16 protein-coding genes are annotated in these 22,627 nt (G+C 64.9%); 10 read left to right on the plus strand and 6 right to left on the minus strand.

Annotation, left to right across the window (positions count from 1 at the left end; genetic code table 11):
• Window positions 1-2 precede the first annotated feature (2 nt).
• Window positions 3-1,199, plus strand: coding sequence for a YbfB/YjiJ family MFS transporter (locus CLH61_RS08765; protein WP_099614347.1), 1,197 nt, complete (start codon window positions 3-5; stop codon window positions 1,197-1,199).
• Window positions 1,187-3,670: an ATP-dependent helicase HrpB gene (gene hrpB, locus CLH61_RS08770; protein ID WP_099614348.1), complete on the plus strand. Its 2,484-nt coding sequence runs from the start codon at window positions 1,187-1,189 to the stop codon at window positions 3,668-3,670. Before CLH61_RS08765 ends, hrpB begins: the two co-directional genes overlap by 13 nt.
• 11 nt (window positions 3,671-3,681) lie before the next feature.
• Here the strand turns inward: hrpB and CLH61_RS08775 are convergent, their stop codons facing one another.
• Window positions 3,682-4,563 carry an eIF2B alpha/beta/delta subunit family protein gene (locus tag CLH61_RS08775; RefSeq protein ID WP_099614349.1) on the minus strand — a complete coding sequence of 294 codons (882 nt, stop codon included), beginning with the start codon at window positions 4,561-4,563 and terminating at the stop codon, window positions 3,682-3,684.
• Window positions 4,564-4,690: 127 nt separating this feature from the next.
• On the minus strand, window positions 4,691-5,053 hold the full coding sequence (locus CLH61_RS08780; RefSeq protein ID WP_099614350.1) for a DUF6746 family protein: 363 nt from the start codon (window positions 5,051-5,053) through the stop codon (window positions 4,691-4,693).
• A gap of 156 nt (window positions 5,054-5,209) precedes the next feature.
• On the opposite strand from CLH61_RS08780, the gene CLH61_RS08785 reads away from it, so the two are divergent.
• Complete coding sequence (locus tag CLH61_RS08785; protein ID WP_099614351.1) at window positions 5,210-6,037, plus strand: ATP-grasp domain-containing protein; 828 nt, start codon at window positions 5,210-5,212, stop codon at window positions 6,035-6,037.
• Between the two features lie 180 nt (window positions 6,038-6,217).
• Entirely contained in the window at window positions 6,218-7,399 is a 1,182-nt protein-coding gene (locus tag CLH61_RS08790; RefSeq protein ID WP_099614352.1) for a type III PLP-dependent enzyme, read from the plus strand.
• Between the two features lie 45 nt (window positions 7,400-7,444).
• Here the strand turns inward: CLH61_RS08790 and CLH61_RS08795 are convergent, their stop codons facing one another.
• The 4 genes from CLH61_RS08795 to CLH61_RS08810 are packed head-to-tail and all read right to left on the minus strand — an operon-like array spanning window position 7,445 to window position 11,932.
• On the minus strand, window positions 7,445-8,647 hold the full coding sequence (locus CLH61_RS08795; RefSeq protein WP_099614353.1) for an MFS transporter: 1,203 nt from the start codon (window positions 8,645-8,647) through the stop codon (window positions 7,445-7,447).
• Between the two features lie 11 nt (window positions 8,648-8,658).
• Entirely contained in the window at window positions 8,659-9,054 is a 396-nt protein-coding gene (locus CLH61_RS08800) for an ectoine synthase (RefSeq protein ID WP_099614354.1), read from the minus strand.
• Window positions 9,055-9,104: 50 nt separating this feature from the next.
• Window positions 9,105-10,535 carry a GTPase/DUF3482 domain-containing protein gene (locus CLH61_RS08805; protein WP_099614355.1) on the minus strand — a complete coding sequence of 477 codons (1,431 nt, stop codon included), beginning with the start codon at window positions 10,533-10,535 and terminating at the stop codon, window positions 9,105-9,107.
• On the minus strand, window positions 10,532-11,932 hold the full coding sequence (locus tag CLH61_RS08810) for a DUF2868 domain-containing protein (protein WP_099614356.1): 1,401 nt from the start codon (window positions 11,930-11,932) through the stop codon (window positions 10,532-10,534). Before CLH61_RS08810 ends, CLH61_RS08805 begins: the two co-directional genes overlap by 4 nt.
• An 88-nt stretch (window positions 11,933-12,020) precedes the next feature.
• Between CLH61_RS08810 and CLH61_RS08815 the strand changes: the two genes are divergently transcribed.
• From CLH61_RS08815 to CLH61_RS08840, 6 genes are all read left to right on the plus strand, one after another.
• Complete coding sequence (locus tag CLH61_RS08815) at window positions 12,021-12,383, plus strand: DUF6164 family protein (RefSeq protein ID WP_099614357.1); 363 nt, start codon at window positions 12,021-12,023, stop codon at window positions 12,381-12,383.
• 302 nt (window positions 12,384-12,685) lie between these two features.
• Window positions 12,686-14,032: an outer membrane protein transport protein gene (locus CLH61_RS08820; protein WP_322868224.1), complete on the plus strand. Its 1,347-nt coding sequence runs from the start codon at window positions 12,686-12,688 to the stop codon at window positions 14,030-14,032.
• Between the two features lie 16 nt (window positions 14,033-14,048).
• A complete protein-coding gene (locus tag CLH61_RS08825) occupies window positions 14,049-17,177 on the plus strand; it encodes an Ig-like domain-containing domain (RefSeq protein WP_099614358.1) in 3,129 nt (1,042 codons plus the stop codon).
• Window positions 17,178-17,469: 292 nt separating this feature from the next.
• Window positions 17,470-19,584, plus strand: a complete 2,115-nt coding sequence (locus CLH61_RS08830) for a 3-hydroxybutyrate oligomer hydrolase family protein (RefSeq protein ID WP_099614359.1) — start codon at window positions 17,470-17,472, stop codon at window positions 19,582-19,584.
• Window positions 19,585-19,754: 170 nt separating this feature from the next.
• Window positions 19,755-21,167, plus strand: a complete 1,413-nt coding sequence (locus tag CLH61_RS08835) for a sigma-54 interaction domain-containing protein (RefSeq protein WP_099614628.1) — start codon at window positions 19,755-19,757, stop codon at window positions 21,165-21,167.
• 323 nt (window positions 21,168-21,490) lie between these two features.
• Window positions 21,491-22,576 carry a TRAP transporter substrate-binding protein gene (locus CLH61_RS08840; RefSeq protein WP_099614360.1) on the plus strand — a complete coding sequence of 362 codons (1,086 nt, stop codon included), beginning with the start codon at window positions 21,491-21,493 and terminating at the stop codon, window positions 22,574-22,576.
• The last annotated feature ends 51 nt before the right edge of the window (window positions 22,577-22,627 follow it).

Raw genomic sequence — 22,627 nt, forward strand, 5'->3', positions numbered from 1 at the left:
CGATGCCAGCCAACCCTACCTCCTGCACCTCCCCCCGAGAGTTGTCCACGGTGCTGCTGGCAGGTGCGATCATCCTGCTGGTGGTGCATGGCCTCGGCCGGTTTATCTTCACGCCACTGCTGCCTTACCTGGTCCAGGATGGCCAGTTTGACGCCCAGCAGGGTGCTGCCGTCGCTACCTGGAACTACCTGGGTTACCTGATGGGTGCCTTGCTGGCCATCCGCTGGCACCGCATCGAGCATATCCGGCGCTTGCTGCCGCTGAGCCTGGCGGTCCATGTGATTACTCTGTTACTGCTGACCCAGCTCAATGACCTGACCGCCATTGATACCCTGCGCTGGCTCAACGGGGTCGCCAACGGTGTGGTGTTCGTGCAGGCTCCGGCGCTGATCCTGGAGTGGCTGGTGTCCCGCAACCGGTCGGCCTCCAGCGGGCTGGTCTACATCGGCGTCGGTGTTGGCCTGCTGGTTTCCAGCGGCCTGGTGTCCGGCACGGCAACCTGGCTCGCCGGTGCCGATCGCTGGTGGCCCGCCGCCGTGCTTTCCATCCCCCTGGGCTGGTGGGGCGTCGCGCGATTGTTACGGCTGCAGATCCCGGCGCGTGTCGCGGCCGACGGCAGCCAGCAAGCGGACCATGGCCCGCTGTTTGACCGTGCCAGCATTCCGCTGTTCCTGTCCTATGCCGGAGCTGGCCTCGGTTACATTCTGCCGATGACCTTCCTGCCTTTGCTGGCGCGGCTCGAGTTGCCCGCCCGCCACTGGTTGCAGGACGGCACCTGGCTGATCGTCGCCCTGGCGACCATTCCGGCACCCTGGATCTGGAACAGACTTGGTGCGAAAATCGGCGATCTCCCGGCATTGAAGCTGAACTTCGTGATCCAGCTTGCCGGTGTGCTTGCCGCAGTGCTGTGGCCGGGACCGGTTGGCCTGATCCTGTGTGCGGCCCTCGTGGGAGGGACCTTCCTTGGCACGGTCCTGCTCACCCAGCGCATTGGCCGTGCCCTCCATCCCCATCAGGGCCCGCGGCTTTCCGCCGCCACCGTCGCCCTCTACGGCTTCACCCAGATGGTTGGCCCGTGGCTAACCAAGCAGTGGCTGGGGGCCGGTGGCACCCTGGCAACCGCTTTCGGCATCGGGGTCGCCGCACTGGCCTTCGGGTTGTTGTTTGTCTTCTTCGTGCCCAAGCCATGCTCCCGATAGACCACATACTTCCGGAACTGAAACGCGCCCTGGAACACCACGCGGTGGCCCTGTTGCAGGCCCCGCCGGGCGCCGGTAAAACCACCAGGGTTCCGCTGGCGTTGCTGGCGGCGCCGTGGCTGCAGGGCCGCAAGATCCTGATGCTGGAGCCGCGACGGCTGGCGGCCCGTTCGGCGGCGCGCTTCATGGCCGGCCAGCTGGGGCAACAGCCCGGCCAGACTGTGGGGTACCGGACCCGGCTGGATACCCGGGTGTCTGCCGCTACCCGGATCGAAGTGGTCACCGAAGGTATTCTGACGCGACTGATCCAGAGCGACCCCATGCTGGAAGACTACGCGGCGGTGTTGTTTGACGAGTTCCACGAGCGCTCGTTACAGGCCGATCTTGGCCTGGCTCTGGTGCGGGAGACCCGTCAGGCCCTGCGGGACGATTTACGGCTGCTGGTGATGTCGGCCACCCTGGATACCGCGCCGATCGCGCGGCTGCTCGGGGACGTGCCGGTCATCACCAGTGCCGGGCGGGCGTTCCCGGTGGAGGTGCTGTACCGGCCACCAGCCCGCAATAGCCGCCCCCTCGATCACCTGGTGGCGGTGATCCATGAGGCATTGCGGGCGCAGGACGGCTCGTTGCTGGTGTTTCTGCCGGGGGCCGGAGAAATCCGCCGCGTCGAACAGCAGCTGCGTGGCCAGTTGCCGGCGGGCGTGGTGCTTGCTCCGTTGTATGGCAACCTGACGTCTGCCGACCAGGATCGGGCCATTTCACCCCCGCCGCAGGCTACCCGCAAGGTGGTACTGGCCACCGCGATCGCGGAAACCAGCCTGACCATTGAGGGTGTCCGGGTGGTGATCGATAGCGGTTTGCAACGGCGGGCGGTGTTCGATCCGAACAGTGGCATGACCCGGCTGGTGACGGGGCGGGTCTCGAAGGCCTCGGCGGAACAGCGCAAAGGCCGTGCCGGCCGGGTCGAGCCGGGGATCTGCTATCGCCTGTGGCGCGAGTCGGAGCAGGCGGGTCTGGCCGAATTCACGCCGCCGGAGATCCAGGAAGCGGATCTGGCGCCCCTGGTGCTGGAGCTGGCCCAGTGGGGTGCCCGGGTGCCGGACAGTGTCGAGTGGATCGATCCGCCGCCGCTGGCGCACTGGCAACAGGCCGCCGCCCTGTTGCAGTGGCTCGACATGCTGGACGACCAGGGTGCCATTACCGACCACGGCAAGGCGGCACGGGAGCTCGGTATCCACCCCCGGCTTGCCCACATGGTGCTGCGCGGCCGCCAGCTGGGCCTTGGCACCCTGGCGGCGGAGCTGGCGGCCTTACTGGGGGAACGGGATCTGCTGGGTTCCGCGGCGGGCGCCGATGTGCATGAACGGGTACGGCTACTGCGCGGTGAGACGTCGCCGCGGGGCGTGGACCCGGCACGGCTGAGGTCGGTGCGCCAGGCCGCCCGGCGGCTGGCCGACGGCCGGGACGGACCGGGCTTGCTGCCAACCGAAGCCGAGGTGGGACGTTTGCTGGCACAAGCCTGGCCGGACCGGATTGGTCGCCGGCGCTCCGGATCGGCGCCCCGTTACCAGCTCAGTAACGGCAGGGGGGCGGTGTTGCGGGATGACGATCCGCTGGGCTGTCATGACTGGCTGGTGGCGGCGGATCTTGACGGCAAGGCCCGGGAAGCCACCATCTTCCTGGCGGCCGCGGTGGACCTGCCAGACCTGGAACAGGATCTGGCAGCCCACATCAGCGACCGGGACGAGGCCACCTGGGACGACAAGCGTGGCACGGTGGTGGCGCGCCGGGTACGCCGGCTCGGGGAACTGGTGCTGGCCGAACAGCCATTGCCGCAGCCGGCCGCCGGGCTGGTCCGCCAGGGCCTGCTGGATGCGGTGCGCAAAAAGGGGCTGGCGAGCCTGCCGTGGACCACGGAAGCGCGCCAGTGGCAGGCCCGGGTCCAGCTGCTGGCAAAGTGCTTTCCCGGGGATTGGCCGGAGGTGTCTGACCAGGCCCTGCTGCAGCGCCTGGATGACTGGCTGGGCCCGTTCATGGCGGGTATTTCCCGCTGGAGCGAGCTGCAGCAACTGAACCTGCTGACGGCCCTGGACAGCCTGCTGGAGTACTCCGGTCAGCAACAGCTGGGGCAACTTGCACCAGTGCGCCTTACCATTCCCACCGGTCAGCAGGTGCGCCTGGATTATGCGGCTGCCAATGGCCCGGTACTGGCGGTCAAGCTGCAGGCGCTGTTCGGCTGGACTGCCACCCCGACGGTGGCCGGTGGCAAAGTCCCGGTTGTTATCCACCTGCTCTCACCGGCAGGCCGGCCTCTGGCGGTCACTGCCGACCTTGCCAGTTTCTGGCGCCAGGCTTACCCGGAGGTACGCAAGGACATGCGTGGCCGGTACCCGCGCCATCCCTGGCCGGAAGACCCGCTGGCGGCGCAACCGACGCTGGCGACCAATCGGGCCCTGCGCAACCGGAGCTGAGCGTTGCCCGTTCAGTCCATCGCCGGCATGCCGGCGGTGGGGCCGCCGGTGCGGACCAGGCCGTGCTCGGTCAGCCGTCCGCTGACCAACCGTTCGGGCACGGTTTCAAAGTAGATGTTGCGGGTGGTAATGAAAGTGCCGCTGGGGCCGTTCAGTTCCTTGCCGGACATTTCCTCCAGCTGCACGGTACGCGAGGTCTGGTCACTGTTGCGGAAGCTGTCGGCCAGCACCAGGCAGGGTTTGCCCTGATCCCGGGCCGCCAGGGCCATCAGGTAGGTGCCACTCTTGTTGACGAAATGCTGGTCGGCGAGCCAGCTGTCACATCCACAGACCGCAACGGTGGCCCGGGCCATGAACAACCCCATCTGGGCATCGGTGATCAGGGTGACCGGGATGGTGAGCCGGTCGAGAGCCTCCGCCAGGCGGGCTCCCTCGTTACCGGGACCGCTGAGGGTGGCGATGACCGAAAAGGACGTCTTGCGGTTGTACAGCTCGCGGAACAGTTTCTGTACCACTGAACTGTTGCTGTGGGTGAGGATGACGGCACCGGGCTCGATCAGGTCCGCGGCGTGGCGGGCGACCCGGCCGGCAGCATCCTGCAGGTGACCGATGATGGCCTCCAGTACTTCGAGCAGCCGCTGGTTGTCGGGACGCGACCGGCCGTCCGGGAACACCGCCTGTTGCCAGCGCAGCAGGGCATTGTTGAGCGGGACCATGCTGGGACGGGTCACCCGGAGGGTGCTGGCCAGCTCAAGGATTTCATCCGCCGCCACGTCCGCCTGCTGCTCAAGAAACTCCCGTAGCCCGAACAGGGTGTTCAGCGCTAGCTGGGTTGCGCCCGACTGATGGTCGTCGCGCAGGCGGCGAACCAGCTGGTCCCGTTGATCATTCATAACAATCCCGCCTCGCCGTGCTGTCTCGCTTGTCCAGTCATACCTTGCTGCCGCCCCTGTGCCGGGTCGCCGTCAAGGAAAGCCTAGCAGGGTCTGCCGGTTTGTCGCCTGGCGGGGTGGCAGTTGGTTAGCGGGCCAGGTGTTTTGAGCGGACCAGCCAGGCTTCGCCTGCTTGCTGCACCGTGGCCGGATCGGCATGCTCGGAGGCCTGGTGAACCGCCTCGAGGGTATCGGTGAGCAGCTGGACCTCGGTAGTGATGCGCGCCAGCGCATTCTCCAGGGTGTAGGTCTGCTGATGGATCTCATGCATCACCTGCGGCGTCAGTTCACCCTGCAGCAGGGTTTCCAGATTGCCGTTGGATGCCATCAGGTTGGCCATCGCCTGGGGCAGTGAATCCGCGGGCAGACCCTTGAAGTGGCGGGCGTCGCCGGCGACGGCGGTGGTGGCGATGAACAGGGTCAGGGCGGCGGTACAGGCGGATCTCAGCATGGGGTTTCCTCAGGTCATTTATCGTAATGCGAAGTATTATCATTTAATTTGGCGTTGGCCATGAGATTGGTCAATTAACCGGCAAAAAATAATGCTTGCCAGAATCCCGAAGCCGCCTAAAATGCGCGCAATTCCATCCTGAGTGCCGCTGATCCCATGCACCTTGTCTCCTTCGATATCTTCCGTACCCTGGGCTTTCCCGAGACCACCGTACTCAAACCCGAACACTTCCTGCGCCACAAGGATGAACTGCGGCAGGCGGACTGGGTGCTGTTTCCGGAATACTGGCAGGTCAATGCCCTGGTCCATGGTCTCAAGTGCCGGATCTTCCCCAGTGTGGCCAGCTACCGCATCGGCCACGACAAGGTAGAGATGACCCGGGCCTTCCAGACCGTGGCACCCGACCAAACGCCCTGGACGCTGATCGAGGCCAACGGTCCCGAGGAGCGGGAGCAGGTCTGGGAGGCCATGAGCCTGCCCTTCGTTGCCAAGCGACCGAAGGCGAGTATGGGTGAAGGCGTCTGGCTGATCGAAACCCGTGAAGACTGGCACCGGTACTGCGAGGGGGCTGATGTACTCTACGCCCAGGAATACCTGCCGATCGATCGTGATGTGCGGGTGGTGGTGGTGGGCAACCAGGTGGTGACCGCGTACTGGCGCACCCAGGCCGACCAGGGGTTCTACAACAACGTGGCCCGCGGCGGTCGGATCGATACCAGCCCGGTGCCGGCGGCTGCCACGGAGCTGGCCTTGCGGCTGGCGCGGGAGCTGGGTGTCGACCATGCCGGCTTTGATATCGCGCTGGTGGATGGTTACCCGTTTGTTCTTGAATTCAACCGGCTGTTCGGAAACCAGGGGCTGGCCGGCGGGCACGATCTGCGGGAGGCCATCCTGAGCTACCTGGAGCAACAGCTCGCTGGTGGCGACCCCGACAATCCGGTTTCGCCACCGACACCGCCGGCGCCCTGGCCGGTGGCAGTCTGAGCCGGAGTGAACTACAGTTCCAGTGCCACCGATGCGGTGGTTTGCGGGGTTTGCTTATGGGTAGATATGCTCATTCCAGCGCCGCCAGAAAAGCCCTAAATTCGCGCGAATTCCGGGTGCTCCAGCCATGCTGTGGTGCCCTTTTTTATGGCCGTTTTCCCCCGGAGGGACACACCATCCATGACCGACCACGCCGACATCCAGGTAGCTGATTACTACGACACCGATACCTTCAGTCGCATCAAGGCTTTTGCCGAGAACAGGGAAACGCCCTTCGTGGTGATTGATACCGCCACCATCGACCGCCAGTACGACGAACTGGTGGATGGCTTCCCTTACGCCAAAGTCTATTATGCGGTCAAGGCCAATCCGGCCCCGCAGATCCTGACCATGCTGCGGGACAAGGGCGCCAACTTCGATATCGCATCGGTGTACGAGCTGGATAAGGTCATGGCCCTGGGCGTAAGCGGTGACCGCATCAGCTATGGCAACACCATCAAGAAGGCCCGTGATATTCGCACCTTTTACGAGAAAGGTGTGCGGCTGTACGCCACGGATTCCGAAGCGGATCTGCGCAATATCGCCAAGGCGGCGCCGGGTTCGAAGGTGTATGTCCGGATTCTCACCGAAGGCACGCTGACCGCGGACTGGCCGTTGTCCCGCAAGTTCGGCTGCCAGACCGATATGGCCATGGATCTGCTGATCCTGGCCCGTGATCTTGGTCTGGAGCCATACGGCGTGTCGTTCCATGTCGGTTCCCAGCAACGGGAAATCGGTGCCTGGGATGCGGCCCTCAACAAGGTGAAGGTAATTTTCGAGCGTCTGAAGGAAGAAGACGGTATCGAACTGAAGATGATCAACATGGGCGGTGGCTTTCCGGCCAACTACATCACCCGCACCAACGATCTGCAGACCTATGCCGAGGAAATTGCCCGCTTCCTGCGCGAGGACTTTGGCGATGAGTTGCCGGAGATCATCATCGAACCGGGTCGTTCGCTGATTTCCAACGCCGGTGTGCTGGTGAGTGAGGTGGTGCTGATTTCCCGCAAGTCACGCACTGCCCTGCACCGGTGGGTATTCACCGATGTCGGTAAGTTCTCGGGGCTGATCGAGACGCTCGACGAAGCGATCAAGTTCCCGGTGTGGACGGAGAAGACCGGCAGTGGTGAGCCGGAAGATGCGGTGATCGCCGGGCCGACCTGTGACAGTGCGGATATCATGTACGAGCACCACAAGTACCCGCTGCCGCTCAATCTGGCGATCGGTGACCGGCTGTACTGGTTCTCGACCGGGGCCTACACCACCACCTACAGTGCGGTGGAGTTTAACGGCTTCCCGCCGTTGAAGGATTATTACATCTGAGTTGCAGGCGCCTGCCGTTAACGGCAGCGATTTGCCTGGCAAGGGTCAGTCTTCGGGCTGGCCCTTTTGTTTTTTCAGGTCGAGGGTGAACGCCAGGGGCAGTGCCAGCAGGCTGTAGCCGATCATCAGCAGGACCGCGTGGCGGACATCGCCGGTCCAGTCGGCGAGCACGCCGCCCAGCATGGGGACGGAAAACGCCAGGGTATAGCCCACCAGGAAGGTCCCGGCGGACAGCCGTCCGGTTTCCGCAGCGGGCACCAGCAACGGTGGCAGGGCTACCAGCAGGATCAGCAGGATGCCGGCGGCGAAGCTCATGACGGTGGCGCTGGCGATGGCCCACCAGCCGGTGAGCACAACCGCGCCGAGGGTTCCCGCGATGCTCAGCGCGGCGGTGAGGACGATAAACGTCCGCCGTCCGACCCAGGTCCTTGCCATTTTCAGCATCACCAGCGAGGCAAACACCTGGGCAATGTTGAACCAGAACAGGGCGTCGGCCAGTTTTTCGAAGTGGCCCTGCTGTGCGAGCAGGTTGCCCATGTAGGCATTGAGGCCGAAGAACAGGCTGCCGGACAGGCCCAGCAGCAGGCCGATTTTCAGGGTCAGCGGATTTTTCCAGTCCGGTAGCCAGGGGCTCCTGCGCAGCGGGCGAGCCAGGTCACGCCGGGGCAGGAACAGCGCGGCTGCCACCAGCAGTGCCGGCAGCGACCAGGCCAGCAGGGTGGCGCGCCAGCTGTTATCCAGCAGGGGCATCAGTACCGGCAGGGTGATGCCGGCGCCAATGAACTCGCCCATCAGCATGCCGTTCATGTAGATCGCCGAGCCCAGTGCCAGGTGATGGGGTTGTAACCAGCGGGACAGCAGTGCCGGCAGTGCCGGTTGCATCATGGCCACCCCCAGGCCCATGACGGCGCTGGCGATCAGCAGGGTCGGGGCATCCGGAACCAGGCCGCGACCGGCAGAGCCGATCACCATGATGACCATGGCCAGGGCGAGGGTGTTGCGTGGCCCCAGGCGGGCAATGGCGAGGGAGCCGGGCATGGCGCCGATGGCCAGCATCAGGATTGGCAGGGTGGTCAGGGCGCCGGTGAGCGCCTGGGACAGCGCCAGCTCGGCGCTGATGAAGGGTGCCAGTGGCGGTGCCACCAGCACCGGAATCCGCAGATACACCCCGGCCAGCCAAAGCAACACCGCCACCGGCAGCAGCTGTGCTGGCGGTGGCGGTGGGGTGGCGGCCCTGGGGTCTGCCACGGCTTACCGGCTTAGTTGCCTTCGGTATCCGGCAGGTAGGCGCCATCCTCGTCGTGCACTTCCTGGCCGGTTACCGGCGGATTGAAGGCACAGATCAGGCGCATGTCTTCAGTACCGCCACGGAGGATATGCTTGTCGTGCTTGTCGAGGGCGTACAGGGTGCCGTCGGTGATCTGATGGGTCTCACCGGTGGCCAGGTCGGTGATCGAGCCATTACCGGCCACGCAATACACCGCTTCCAGATGATGCTTGTACCAGAAGGTGTGTTCGGAACCGGCCGGGATGATGGTCTCATGGAACGAGAAGCCCATGCCGTCCTTTTTCAGCAGCAGGCGGCGGCTGGTCCATTGCTGGGCGCTGACTTCGCGTTCGGTACCGATGATGTCCTGGACACGTACAATCTTCATATGCATTCCTCATTTTGTGATGGAATAGCCATACAGTATAAACATCTCTGTCAGGTCCGGTTCAACCGCCAATCGTCGTAGGTGGTCAATACCGCCCCGATTGCGGCGACCAGATCGGCCCGGGCGGCGGGGTCAATTTCCTTGCGTTTGCGGCACCGGTCGAACGCTTTCTGGATGGCCTGCCGGTACGGGCGTTGCAGGCCTTCCAGCCAGTGGCTGTCGGCCGGCTGCAGATCCAGCAGGTCCCGTCCTGCGTGATTGCGGTGGCTGATCTGCCACCAGTGATCCACTGCCCGGCCCAGCACCACGTACCCGAACTGGCTGTCCTGTACCGGGCCAAAGGTGGCGGTTTGCAGGCCGGCACGGATCGGCCCCAGCTTCACCGCGGGAAAGCGTAAACGGTCACCGTAGAAATAACTGCCGGCGGCGCCGATCAGGCCGCCGATCAGTGCCCCGGTCCCCAGCGAGGCGCCGAAGGTGACCGCATCGATCCCGGCACCGCCCAGCGCGCCGGCACCGAACCCGGCGGTGGCCAGGTAGCCGCGGCTGACACCCCAGGCTTCCCGGCTGTCTTCGCTGAACAGGTCATGGTCGCTGTGCCAGCTCAGTTCGGCCTCCTGGCGGCGGATCCTGGTGTGTTGGTACAGCTGCTCGATGGCGGTGCGCAGTTGCTGCTCCCGTTGCCGCTGGTGCTGGTACCAGCGCTGGCGCAGGGTCTCGGACAGCGATTCGCCGGTGTCGTTGCCGCCGGCAGCGATCTGCAGGGTGTTTTTTTCCTGCCAGCCCATCATGGCGATCAGGGCATCGGCAATCAGTTCCGCCGAGCGGGCCTGCCGCTGTTCGCGCTGGCTGGCCAGGAAACGGACCGCCTGTTCCAGGGGTTGTTCCCAGGCCGGCTCCAACTGGCCAAAGGCTCGCAACAGGCTGAGATGTTGGTCAAACGGGGCGCGAACGGCGTCGAACTTGCGGACAACCTGAAAAAACTGGCCAAGTGCTGCCTGCCAGGCATCGCTGTGGTCATCCGGCCCGATGCTGTTGATCAGGGCCAGGCTGGGGCGTCCGGTCCAGCGCAGGACCGTCATTTCCGCCTCGTGTTCACTGCTGTAGGGTACCGAGCCGTCCACCACGTAGATGATTCCGGCCCCGTCGATCAGTGGCGCCAGCAGTTCGCATTCGTCGTGAAAGCGGGGATCGTCACGGTGCTGGGTGACAAAGGCGGCGACGGTCTCGGCGCGGTCGGAAGCCGACAGGCTGTGGGCTTCCAGCCATTGCAGCACCCGCCGTGGCCGCTGGAAGCCGGGGGTGTCCACCAGGGTGTAGAGCACCCGGTCATCGACCGTCAGCGGGTAGGCCTGGCGCTCCCGGGTGGTGCCCGGTTCCAGTGCAATGGCGATGGCGTCGTTCTGGGACAGCGTCGCCACCACGCTGGATTTGCCCTTGTTGGGGTGGCCAACCACTGCAAATACCGGTGCCGGAGTCATGATGCCGCCCCGCGCGTCTTGCTGCCGGAGCCGGTCAGCCCGGTGGCGGTGGCGACCTGCAGCAGCGGGTCCTGACGGCGTTCACTGAACCGCAGCCACTGGCTGAGCTGATGGTCTGGCAGGGCGGCCCCGGGCTCCACCGCCAGTGGCAACAGAGCGATGCGGGTCGCGCCCGGCCACAGTTCGCGGGCGGTTTCGAGAAAGTCTGCCAGTTCCCCGGTGGGTGGCTCCCAGCCGCGGGTCACCAGGATCACCGCGGGGCTGTCGGCGGCTGCCAGCTCTGCGGCGGCGTCGAGCTGGGTTTGCCGGTCCTGTGCCAGGGTGGCACTGCCGCCTGCCGCCAGGCTCGGCGCCGATGCCAGTTGTGGAGGTGGTTCCGCACCGGCCCAGCGGATGATCACGCTGGCGGCCGGTACCGCGGTTGCCCGGCTGGCGGTGGTAAGGTCCGGTTGGTGATGGGAGTCGTCCCGCTGGTTGCCGGTGTCGAGGGCCGGGGTCTCCATGCGGTATTGCAGGGCGGTCAGCCCCGGGTGGTGGGCCAGGGTGCGGCGGATCTGCCGCTGCAGGTGGGCGCGGGCCAGCAGCAGCAGAAGCAGCCGGGGTGCGATGACGTAGACCAGCCAGGTCATGGTGACGAAGGGCCACCAGTCGCCCCAGCGGGAAACCCCGATGGTGCCGCTGTCAGCCTGGAGGCGGAAAAACCGGGTGGCTTCCACCAGCGCAAGATCGGGTACCGCTGCGGGCCACAGCCAGTGCCAGGGTGTGGCGATGGTGCCGAGTAAGCGGTGATAGCCCGCCGCGCCGGTATCGAGGGTGGTGCTCCAGCCGAATGCCAGGTCCTGCACCACCACCAGGACCAGCAGGGTCAGCAGCCCCGCGATGCCGAACAGCAGGCCACCAGTGTGGGCAATCCTCGCCATCAGTTGTGGCCGAAGGCGTGCCAGGGCCGGACTCGACGGCGCGTCGTGGCGCCCGAGCTGCGCCATCAGCCAGCCCCAGGGCTGCCAGCCGGCCACAGCCTGTACCGTGGTGGCCAGTGCAAACAGCAGCTGCAACGCGACAAAGCCGAGGATCACCGTCAGGTTGATGCGCTGGCTGCCATCGTAGAACAGCAGGCCGAGCATGGTGAGGACACCGAACACGGCGCCGGCGAGGGCAAAGCCGCGGCCCAGCAGCTGCCAGCGGAGCAGCCGGGGGTCGGTGCCGGTGACGGCTGGGCGCGGATTGAGCCGGTGCAGGTGGGCCAGCCAGTGCTGCGGGTCGGGTGCCAGGCCTTGCTGGGCACAGTCGAGGGCAAAACGGCGGTCACGGCGGTGGAGAAAGACCGGTGACTGCTCCTGGTCACGGCGGACCTGGTCGTCAAAATCCAGTAGCAGTGTCAGTAAGGGATCGGGCATTGGGCGTCCTGGTGGCCGGATGCGGTGAGCAAGGGTTCATGGTGGTAGGATAAGGGCATTCCGTGAACCGATGCCAGACGTAACGCCCATGCCCCATCACCTGATGAACCTTCGCAATGTCCCGGATGACGAGGCGGAGGAGATCCGCGAGCTGTTTGAGAGCCACGCCGTGAGCTATTACGAGACCCCTCCGAGCCGCTGGGGAATCAGCATGGGCGGCTTCTGGGTCCATGACGATGACGAGGCGCGCCGGGCGCGGGCGCTGCTCGACGACTACCAGCGGCAGCGCCAGCACCAGCAGCGGCAACGCTACCAGGACGGGCTGCACCGCGGCGAAGTGGCCGGCTTCTGGCAGCGACTGGTGCGTCATCCGGTGCGTATCCTGGCGGCCTGCCTGGCTATTGCCGTCATCATTGCCCTCACCCTGGCGCCGTTCCTCAACCTGGGCTGATGCACCGGCGCTCCGCGCAAGTCTGTCCCCCAGGCAGGATACCTAACGAGGGCAGTCAGACAGGGTGTGAGCTGGTTCACAGATTTACCAATCCGTGACCTTGCCGGTTCCGCTGAAAAACTCCCAATAAAGCTGCAAAAACAATCAGTTGTGCGATTTCCGGCAAGCATCGGCCGCGCCGACCGCGGGCCAGGTCGCTGGTGCCAATCTGTGGCCGTGTTCCGCTGGCTAAGGTTTTCCGCTCATCAAACGCGGGCCCGTATACCCACGGCACCTGCTTCGTTGCGGATAAAGGGAGTTTCATGATGTTTGCTGCCGCCGGCACTTTCCAACCTCGTCGATTGCTGGCCGTTCCGGCCCTCATGGTCACACTCACTGCGGCGCTGCCACCGGCTGCGGTCGCCAGCATGGGTAATATCGGATCGACCTACGGCGTATTGCCGTCCGACCTGGCGTCCGCGCAGGCGTTGTCGATGTTCAACAGCCAGGTGTCCGCCACCTTCTATAACCCGGCCTACCTGACCACGGACCCCCGCGGCGAGCTCACCGCCGGCATGCTCCATGCCCAGCCGAACCTGGAGGCCAGCGGGGCCAACGGTACCTATACCCTCGACAAGGAAAGCCAGCATGTGCTGATCGGCATGAAAACCAACCTGTCCTCGATGTTGCGCAATGGCCCGCCGATCTACCTGGGTTTCATCGCCGGCGTGGAGAAATACGGCAAGGAAATGCTGGCGTTCAGTTCCGCAACTTCCGCCCAGGGCCAGTTCCTGCATTATGGCCGGCAGCCGCTGTTCCTCAACGTCGGAGCCGCCTCTGCGGTCTGGCGGGGGCTGAGTCTGGGGGCGTCGGCCCGGGTGACCCTGCACGCCGGTGCCGAGTTGCGTACCGTCAGTGACCTGGCGGGCAATACCGAACAGGAGAAGCTGTCGGTCAACGCCGAGCCGTCCATTCGGATGATCTATTCCGCCAGTGCCGACCTTGGTGACACCTTCTGCCCGGATCGCGATTGCCTGCTGAGTGGCTGGGAAGTGGCCGCCAGCTATCGTACCAGCTCTGATACCAATACCACGGTGGATGCCGGGGTGGTGATTCCCGGGCTGATTCCGGCTTCCGATCCGCTGGAATTCACCATCAGGACCTACGACTCCTACCAGCCGGAAACGCTTGCCCTCGGGGTGCAGTACCGGGGTGACGGCTGGCGCATCGGCGGCAGTGTGGAGCAGCAGAACTGGTCGGGGCTGAGCGACAAGTTTGACGGCGACCAGGTCCGTGACCAGGCCAATGTCCGCTTCGACGATATCCTGGTGCCGCGGATCGGCGCCGAGTACCAGCTCAGTCGCCATTTTTCGCTCACCACCGGCCTCGCCTTGCAGCCGTCACCACTGGAAGATGGTCTGACCCCGGATGTGAACTACTACGACAATGACCGGCTGATTGCCGGTATCGGTCTGGCGGCCGAGTACGACAGGACCCGGGTGCTGGCCTACCCCGTGCGCCTGGATATCGGCTACCAGTACCATCGGATGGACGATCGCGAGTTTACCCTCAGCACCATCGGCCAGGACAACGCCACAGTCACCAACGGTGCGGTCACCGCGGGCGGTGACGTCCATGTGGTTGCCGGCTCCGTCACCCTGAAGTTCTGAGCCGGAGGCCCGCACCATGACATTCCGTACCCGTGTTTTGCTGAGCACTGTGCCGCTGGCCCTGCTGGCCGGCTGTGGCGGCGAGTCGTCCTCGATGATCATGCCTGAGGCCGCGCCCACCCTGACCTACAGTTATCCCGCCGATGGCCAGCGCGAGGTTGCTACCCGTGCCGACCTAGTACTGCGCTTCTCGGCACCGGTCCCGCAGCCGGTGCTGGTGCTGGAGGATACTGCCGCCGGTACGCCGCTGAGCCATACCCTGACGCCGGTTGATGACGGCCGTAGCTGGGTGATCAGTCCCGACCAGCCGCTGGCGCCGGTCCAGCAATATCGCTTGCGACTGGCCGAGCCGCTGCAGGCCGGCGACCACCAGATCGACCGGCTGGACCACGACGGTGAGCTGGTGTTTACCACTCGCGCCAGCAGCAATACCTTCCGCAGTATGACCGCCACCGGCAGTGGCTTTGCCGTGGAGCAGATGATGCCCGACGGCGATCACTACCCGGTGATGGACTTCTCCACCCTGCGACTGACCCTGAGCCAGGCGATCCATCCCGATGCGGTGGTCTACGGCGAGTCGGTGCGGCTCGAGGACAGCACCGGCAACCTGGTGCCGGCCTTTGTCATCGCCCGCGGCCGCCACCTGGTGATTGACCCGCTGGCCGCGCCTGGCGCCGACAGTGACGAACTCACCGCCGGTGAGCAATACACCCTCATCCTGCAGGATCTGCCCAATCTCTATGGCGACGAGCTGGTCAGCATGGCGCGGAGTTTCGTGCCGGCGGAATCCGGTCCCACCGAGGTGCTCTACCAGACTGCCACCGTCAACAGCAGCAGCCAGGACCTGCGTTCGAAACTCAATGGCCAGCCGGTCAACGGCATTGCCCTGAGCTCGGTGCTGCTCGGAAACACCCCGAATTCCTGGCAGACCGGGGAGATGTGGGCGGAACTGGCGTATAGCCCGAATTTCCCGGAAATGACGCCGCTGCGCATTCCCCGGGGCACCCTGCTGAGCAGCACCTCGCTGGACGTCAACGTGGGCGGCGTCGTGCCGCTGATGACCGCCGCCGGCGTACAGCAGACCGGCGACATCCATGTCACCATGACCACGGATGCCATTGGTTACCTGTATCGCAACCCGTTCAGTGACGCCGACGATGCCCCGCGCCATGTCCGCCTGTTCATGGATGTGGCGATGAGTACCGCCGAGGGCCAGCCCAACTCGGCGCTGTCCCAGGACCTGCTCGGCCTGGAACTGGTCGGCGTGGCCATGATTCGCAACGGCACGCTGGAGATCGATGCCCTGAGCATGGTGGAACCGCGCCTGCTTGGCCTCGAAGACGCCGCGGCCCAGCTGGCGTTCAGCATCCGCGCCGAAACCGTTGATCGTGCCCAGCAGAATGCCCCGGCGCCGTTGGCCGACAGTCGCGGCCCCGAATTGCTGAGCTGGATGCCGGATGAGACTGGCAGCGGCGTGGTCGCCGCGCACCGGCCGGGGGATCCGGTCAGCCTGTTCTTTGATGAACCGGTGGATCCGGCCTCGGCCCGGCAGGGCGTGCGTTTGCTGGTCGACGGTGAGGAACCGGTGGAGGCGGTGGACGTCAAGGTGGATGGCACCACTGTGACCTTGCAGCCTGCTGGCGGGCTCGATCATGGCAGCCACTATACCGTGGCGGTCAGCAGTGCCCTGACCGACCTGGCCGGCAACGCCAGCCGAGAGCACAACCTGAACTTTACCATGCCTGCGCTGGCCAGCCAGACGGAGGCCTCGCCGCTGGCGGTGACGACCTACCCCGGTTTCCCCTGTGTGACGACCGGCCTGGACCTGGTCAACCACCGCCATGGCCGCTGCACCGGTACCCTGGACGGCTATGGCAATCCCCATAACGGCGCCGACGACCCCATGCCGGTGACCGAGTTGCCGGCGAACCGGCCAATCCTGGTGACCTTTTCCCAGACCATGGACCTGGCCTCTATCCGGCTGGGCGAAACCCTGCGGGTGGAACGGGTGACCGGGCTGGGCAACGGGAGCGGCAGTGATGTGGAGGCCGAGCCGGTCCCTGGCCGGTTGGAACTGAACCACCAGAAGGTGCGCTTCTATCCGGACCAGCCCTGGCAGCCGGGCAGTTTTTACCGCTATACCCTGGTGTCCGAGGCGTCGGCCTCTCCCGACTGCGGTCAGGCCATCTGTTCCCGCGCCGGGCAGTCACTGGAAACCAATGCGCTGGAAGGATTGAGCAAACGGGGTGGCCCCGACCTGACCATCTATTTCCGCGGCGGCGAGGCGTCGGAAACCGTGTTCCTGCCGTTGCGTAACCTGCCGGTGCGGGACGTCAACGCCGACAATGTGATTCAGTGCGGGATCGTCGACGAAACTAACAGCGATGGCGTGGTAATTCGCCAGCGCTACGCCCGCGACTGTACCGAGGCACCGGATGTAGTGTTCGACGGTGCCGGTAACCCGCTGACACCGCCCCAGGCAACCCGGGTAATCAGCCCGAGCCGGACCGATGCCCGGGTGGGCTGCAACCGCGACCGGGAAAGTCTCTTCCACGGCTGGATCGAGACCGACTGCCCCGAGTTCAAGTTCATCTACCAGACCGGGGCGCTGAATACCGAAGTGGTCGGACCGGTAGATCCGGACAATCCGGCCGCCGGCGTGCGTGTGCTGTTACACCCGACCCTGCTCACCACCACCTCGCTGACGGTCAATGCCAAGGTGCTGTCGGACCTGATCTGGGCGGAGACCCCCACCGGTCCGCAGGTGATCCGGATGCGCTATGCCGATGACGGTCAGGGCAACCGGACTGCCCTGATTCCCGGGGTTATCCGTACCGGTGAAGATGGTTACCCCGAGTTCAAGACCGAAGTGGACCTGTACCTGGATGCTCCGGACCTGCACACGCCGCTGGGCCTGCCCCACAACCAGCACAGCATCCCGCTGTTTCTCGACCTGCTGGGCCGGGTCCGGTTCCTGGAGGATGGGCGCCAGGTGATCGAACAGTACAATCAGCTGGCCCAGACCATTCCGGTCAGCGTTGGCGGCCTGGTGAACTTTGACCTGGAGATCCCGGTCAACGGCCTGCGGCTGACCTACCTGTCGCCGCCGGTGAAGGAGCTGTCCGGTTTCGCCGGTACCCGTTAGGGTAGAGCGCCTGATCGCTGCACACTGTCCTGATTTATGGACAGTGTGCGGCATTCCGGACATCCGGTTGCCGGCCACTCTCCACCGGCGTCACGAACGCCGCCGGCCGGTCCTGTGTCCGGAAATCCGGAAGCGGGCTGCCCGGAAAGGCCATCATTGCTGTTAAATCCCTTTTGTATCAATGGCCTGAAGAATTGGCATGGCAGCCGCATGGGCCTCCCTGGCCAAGGCTGCCGGGCGGGGCTGACGTGGTGCTCCCGCCGCCAACGAACAACAACAAAAGGGATTGATTATGAACCGATTTCTGCAGGGTTCGCTGCTTGCAGCGAGCGTCATTGCCAGCACGCTGACCGTTGCGGACGAGGTCCGCCCTCCGTTCAATCAGCGCCCGGCATTCCTCCTGGGCGAGGTCAGCCAGCATTACTATGACGGCATCACCGACGACCTGCTGACCGCCGGCCTGGGTGCGTCCGGTCTGGCGAGTCCGACACCGCCCGGGTTTGTCGAGCCGTTGCAACCGGGCCCGCAGGAGCTGCGGCGGCTGGCGATCTACAACAATTACCGCGCCCTGGTGGATACCGTGCCCGGTGGCGGTTATGGCGTGTTTTTTGGCCCCCAGGTGGGAGGCAGTGGTTCCGGGCTGATACCCGGTCATGAGTATGTCGCCTACATGACGGTACCCGGCAGTGAGGTTTCGGTGACGGTGATGGCCCAGGTACCAGACAGCTTTGACCCGCGCCGACCGTGCATGGTGACAGCGCCTTCATCCGGTTCCCGCGGCATCTACGGTGCTATCGGCACGGCCGGCGAATGGGGCCTCAAAAAAGGCTGTGCGGTGGTCTACACCGACAAGGGCACCGGTACCGGTGCCCACAACCTGGCCAGTAATGCGGCCCAGCGCATCGATGGCACCCTGAGCCAGGCGGACGAGCCGGTGCTGTTCCGTGCCGGGCTGAATGACCCGGCGCGGGCGGATTTCAACGCTGCCTGGCCGGACCGATTTGCCTGGAAGCACGCCCATTCCAGGGCCAATCCGGAAGCCGACTGGGGGCGCCATGTCCTGCAGTCCGTGGAGTTCGGCTTCTACGTGCTGAACCGGCGCTTTGGCCGTGAGCTGGGCAATAACCAGACCCTGATGACCATCAACCCCCGCAACACCCTGGTAATTGCGTCCAGTGTGTCCAACGGCGGCGGCGCTTCGGTGCGGGCGGCGGAGTTGGACGAGCGCGGCCTGATCGACGGCGTGGCGGTGTCCGAGCCCAACGTTAACCCCCGCCCGGATTCCGGCTTTACCATTCGCCAGGGTGACGGGCCGGTGATCAGCGGGCACAGCCGCAGCCTGCTCGACTACACCACGGCGCTGGCGCTGTACCAGGGCTGTGCCAACCAGGCCCCGGGCATTCGTGATATCGCCCCGCTCAACGGGGTGTTCAACCCCCCGGCGGTGGGCGCCAACATCTGCAGTGCGCTGGCCAGCCGCGGCCTGGTGAGCGGCGTCGGCACGGATGAACAGGCGGCCGCTGCGCTGCGCATCCTGAACGAGGACTTTGCCATCCAGCCGGAACAGAACCTGCTCGCTCCGGTGCATTTCGGGCTGTCAGTGGCCCAGAGCATTGCGATGACCTACGCCAATGCCTATGGCCGGACCGGGGTTGACGATCGCCTGTGCGGCCTCAGCCTGGCGGCGACCGATGCCTTGGGCGCGGTGACCCCGCTGGACCCGGTGCGCGAGGCGGCGCTGTTTGCCACCAGCAACGGGATTCCGCCCACGGCGGGTGTTAACCTGGTGTACGACGCGGCCGCCGGTCAGCCAACCCTGCTGGCCGCCAGCACGTCGCCCGGTACCGGCTTGCCCGACCACGGTTTCGAGGCCCTGCTGTGCCTGCGTGCGCTGGCGGCCGGGCAGGATCCGCAAACCGGCGAGCCCCTGCAGGGTGAAGCGGCCGACCTGGCCCAACGTATTGCCGCCGGCATCGATGCGGTCCGGGCCAGCGGCAACCTGCGCGGCAAGCCGGCGGTGGTGGTGACCGGCCGTGCCGACGCCATCCTGCCCATTAACCACACCTCGCGGCCCTACTTTGGCCTCAACCGGAGGGTGGAAGGAGAGGCCAGCGGGTTGTACTATTACGAAGTGCTGAATGCCCAGCACCTGGACGTCCTCAATGGATTTCCGGGTATCGCCGAGCGCTACATCCCGTTGCACCACTACTACTTCCAGGCACTGGACCTGATGTACGACCACCTGCGCCACGGCACCGCACTGCCGCCCAGCCAGGTGGTGCGGACGGTGCCCCGGGGCAGTCTCACCACCCCGCTGGCAGCCGCCAACCTGCCCGCCATTGCCGCCACGCCGGCGACAGCAGACCTGATCGAGTTCGCCGACAACCAGGTCCGCATCCCGGACTGAGGAGCGGCTTCTTCGCCCCCGGCGGGACGCCCGGACGGGATTGCGGTCCCGCCCGGGCGTTTGCCCGCACCCGGGGGGCTTCATATACTCCGAATGGCAGGCGCCTGGCACTTCCGGCGCGCAGCAGGTTCTGTATCATGCACAAGACACTTCCCGGCGGTACCCAGCAGATGACACAGCTTTTTGCCAAGAAGGACAAAACCGGGCTGACCCGCGACCTTATCGAAGCCCTGTTCCCGATGTTCGAGGAGGCCAGTGCCGGTGCCATCGCGGTGGACCGCGAGGCGCGCATCACCTGGATCAACAGCAGCTACTCCCGGCTGCTGGGGATTCCGGAGCCCGCGGCGGTGATCGGCTTGCCGGTTCGCCAGGTGATTCCCCACACCCGGATGCCGGAAGTGGTGGAGACCGGCAGCCCGCTGCTGCTGGACATCATGGAACACGACAAGCAGCAGCTGGTGGTGACCCGCCTGCCGTACTTTGACGATGCTGGCACGCTGATGGGGGCGGTGGCCTTTGTGCTCTACGATGACCTGCAGCCTCTGACCCCGCTGGTGAGCAAGTACCGCCGCCTGCACCAGGATCTGGTCGCCGCCCGCAAGGCCCTGGCCCGGCGCAGCCGTGGTACCCGCTACAGCCTGGGGGACTTTGTCGGTGCCAGCCCGGGCGCGCTGGAGGTCAAGCGGCGGGCCCGGCTGGCAGCCGGCCGCGATATGCCGGTGCTGCTGCTGGGGGAGACCGGCACTGGCAAGGAGGTATTGGCCCAGGCGATCCATTCGATGTCCGGCCGCGCCGAAGGACCCTTTGTCGGCGTCAACGTGGCGGCGATTCCGGAAAATTTGCTGGAAGCAGAATTTTTCGGGGTCGCGCCGGGCGCCTATACCGGTGCTGATCGCCGCACCCGCGACGGCAAATTCCAGCTGGCAAACGGTGGCACCCTGTTCCTCGATGAGGTCGGCGATATGCCGCTGCCACTGCAGGCCAAGTTACTGCGCGCCCTGCAGGAGGGCGAGATCGAACCGCTGGGTTCCAACAAGGTGATCTCGGTGAACGTACGGGTTATTGCGGCAACCAGTCGCAATCTTGAAGCCATGATCGCCGAGGGCAGTTTTCGCTCCGACCTGTATTACCGCCTCAATGTCCTGGAGATCGGCATTCCGCCATTGCGGGAACGCCTGGCGGACCTCGGCGTTCTGTGCGAAGCCCTGCTCGAGGATATCTGTGAGGGCCCGGAGTTGCGGGGCGAGATGACTGATACGGCGATTGCAGCCCTGTCAGGTTACAGCTGGCCAGGCAATATCCGGGAATTGCGCAATGTGCTCGAACGGGCGCTCACCATGAGTGAAGACAGCGGTCTTCTGGATGCCGACGCCATCTTCAAGGTGCTGCCGCGCAACGGTGTCCGGCTGCCGCCGGCCCATGCCAGCCGCCCGGCCCGGCCACTGGCCGAGGTGCTGGCGGAAGCCGAGTCCGATGCCATCGAGGCTGCCCTGGTGGCCTGTCGTGGCAACCGGTCGCGTGCCGCGCGTGCCCTCGGCATTTCCCGTTCCGCGCTGTACGAGAAACTCAGCAAGATGTCCTGATTTCAGGACACCTGTCTTCTTTTCCGCACAAAAGTCTTCGACCTTGGTCTATAACTGTTCGGAATCCCGGACGGTCGCTCTTGCCAGGGTCGAGGCAGCTATTCCTATCTCACTGATTTACCGCTATTTATTGCCGATGGCATGGACCCTGCTTTATCCACTGCGCAAGACGTCAGAACAACGCAGAAAACAAGACTGGCGCTTACTGTTGGACCCAGGACCCTGTCCGTCCTGTTTCCTGCGTTTTCTGGCTGAACTTCAGACCAGGCCTGCCCGTGCGTAGCACCGTCAGGCCAAAGACAACAACAAGAAGGACTCTCTTCATGTCGATCAAACAGAAGCTTTCCCGTCTGGCCTGTGGTGTGTCTGCCGCAGCCGTTCTCTCTGGCAGCCTGATCGCCACCGACGCCCTGGCCGCTGAAAAAGTGCGCTGGCAGGTGCCGCTGGCCTTCCCGTCTCATCTGGTTGGTCTCACCACGCCCGTCAAGCATCTGTCCGAGAGCCTGAAGGCGATCTCCGATGGCGATGTCCAGCTGCGGTACTACGAGCCGGGCGAACTGGTACCGCCGTTCGAGATCATGGACGCGGTGGGCAGTGGCAAGTATCCCGCCGGCTATACCTGGGTAGGTTATGACCAGGGCACCATTCCGGCACTGCCACTGTATTCCGGTGCGCCATTCAACATGGAGCCGCCGGCTTACCTGGCCTGGTACTATGAGGGCGACGGCCGTCAGTTGCTGGAGGAAATCTACGCCGAGCGCAACATCCATCCGATGCTGTGCAGCATCATCGGCCCGGAAGGGGCCGGCTGGTTCGCCAACAGCATCGACGGCCTGGACGACTTCAATGGCCTGAAGATCCGCTTTGCCGGCATTGGCGGCAAGGTGCTGGAGAAGCTGGGCGCGTCGGTCACCATGGTGCCGGGTGGTGAAATCTACCAGGCCCTGGAACGCAAGACCATCGATGCCACCGAGTTCTCCCAGCCGGCCATCGACAAGATGCTGGGCCTCGACCAGATCATCAAGAACTACATCATGCCGGGCTGGCACCAGACCCTGACCACCTCGCACCTGCTGGTCAACAAGGATGTCTGGGAAGGCCTCAAGCCGGAAACCCGCGCCCTCGTCGAGATGGGTTGCGAATCAGCCACCCTCAAGGGGTTTGCCCAGAGCGAGTGGGCCCAGCCTACCGCGCTGCGGGATTATCAGAAGGAAGGGGTGAAAGCCCAGACCCTGCCGGAGCCGGTGCTGCGCGAACTGCAGAAAGTCACCAACGAAGTGCTGGATGAGATCGCCGCCAAGGACGAGATGTTCAACCGTGTGCTGACCAGTCAGCGCGAGTTCATGGAACATCACTCCATCTGGCACGGCAAGGGCTACCTGCCGCGGGATTTCTACCAGTACGACTGATCAACGGAAGATGATCATGGCGGGCAAGGCGCTGACCTTGCCCGCTCCTTC

The organism is Marinobacter profundi, assembly GCF_002744715.1.
GTDB lineage: Bacteria > Pseudomonadota > Gammaproteobacteria > Pseudomonadales > Oleiphilaceae > Marinobacter > Marinobacter profundi.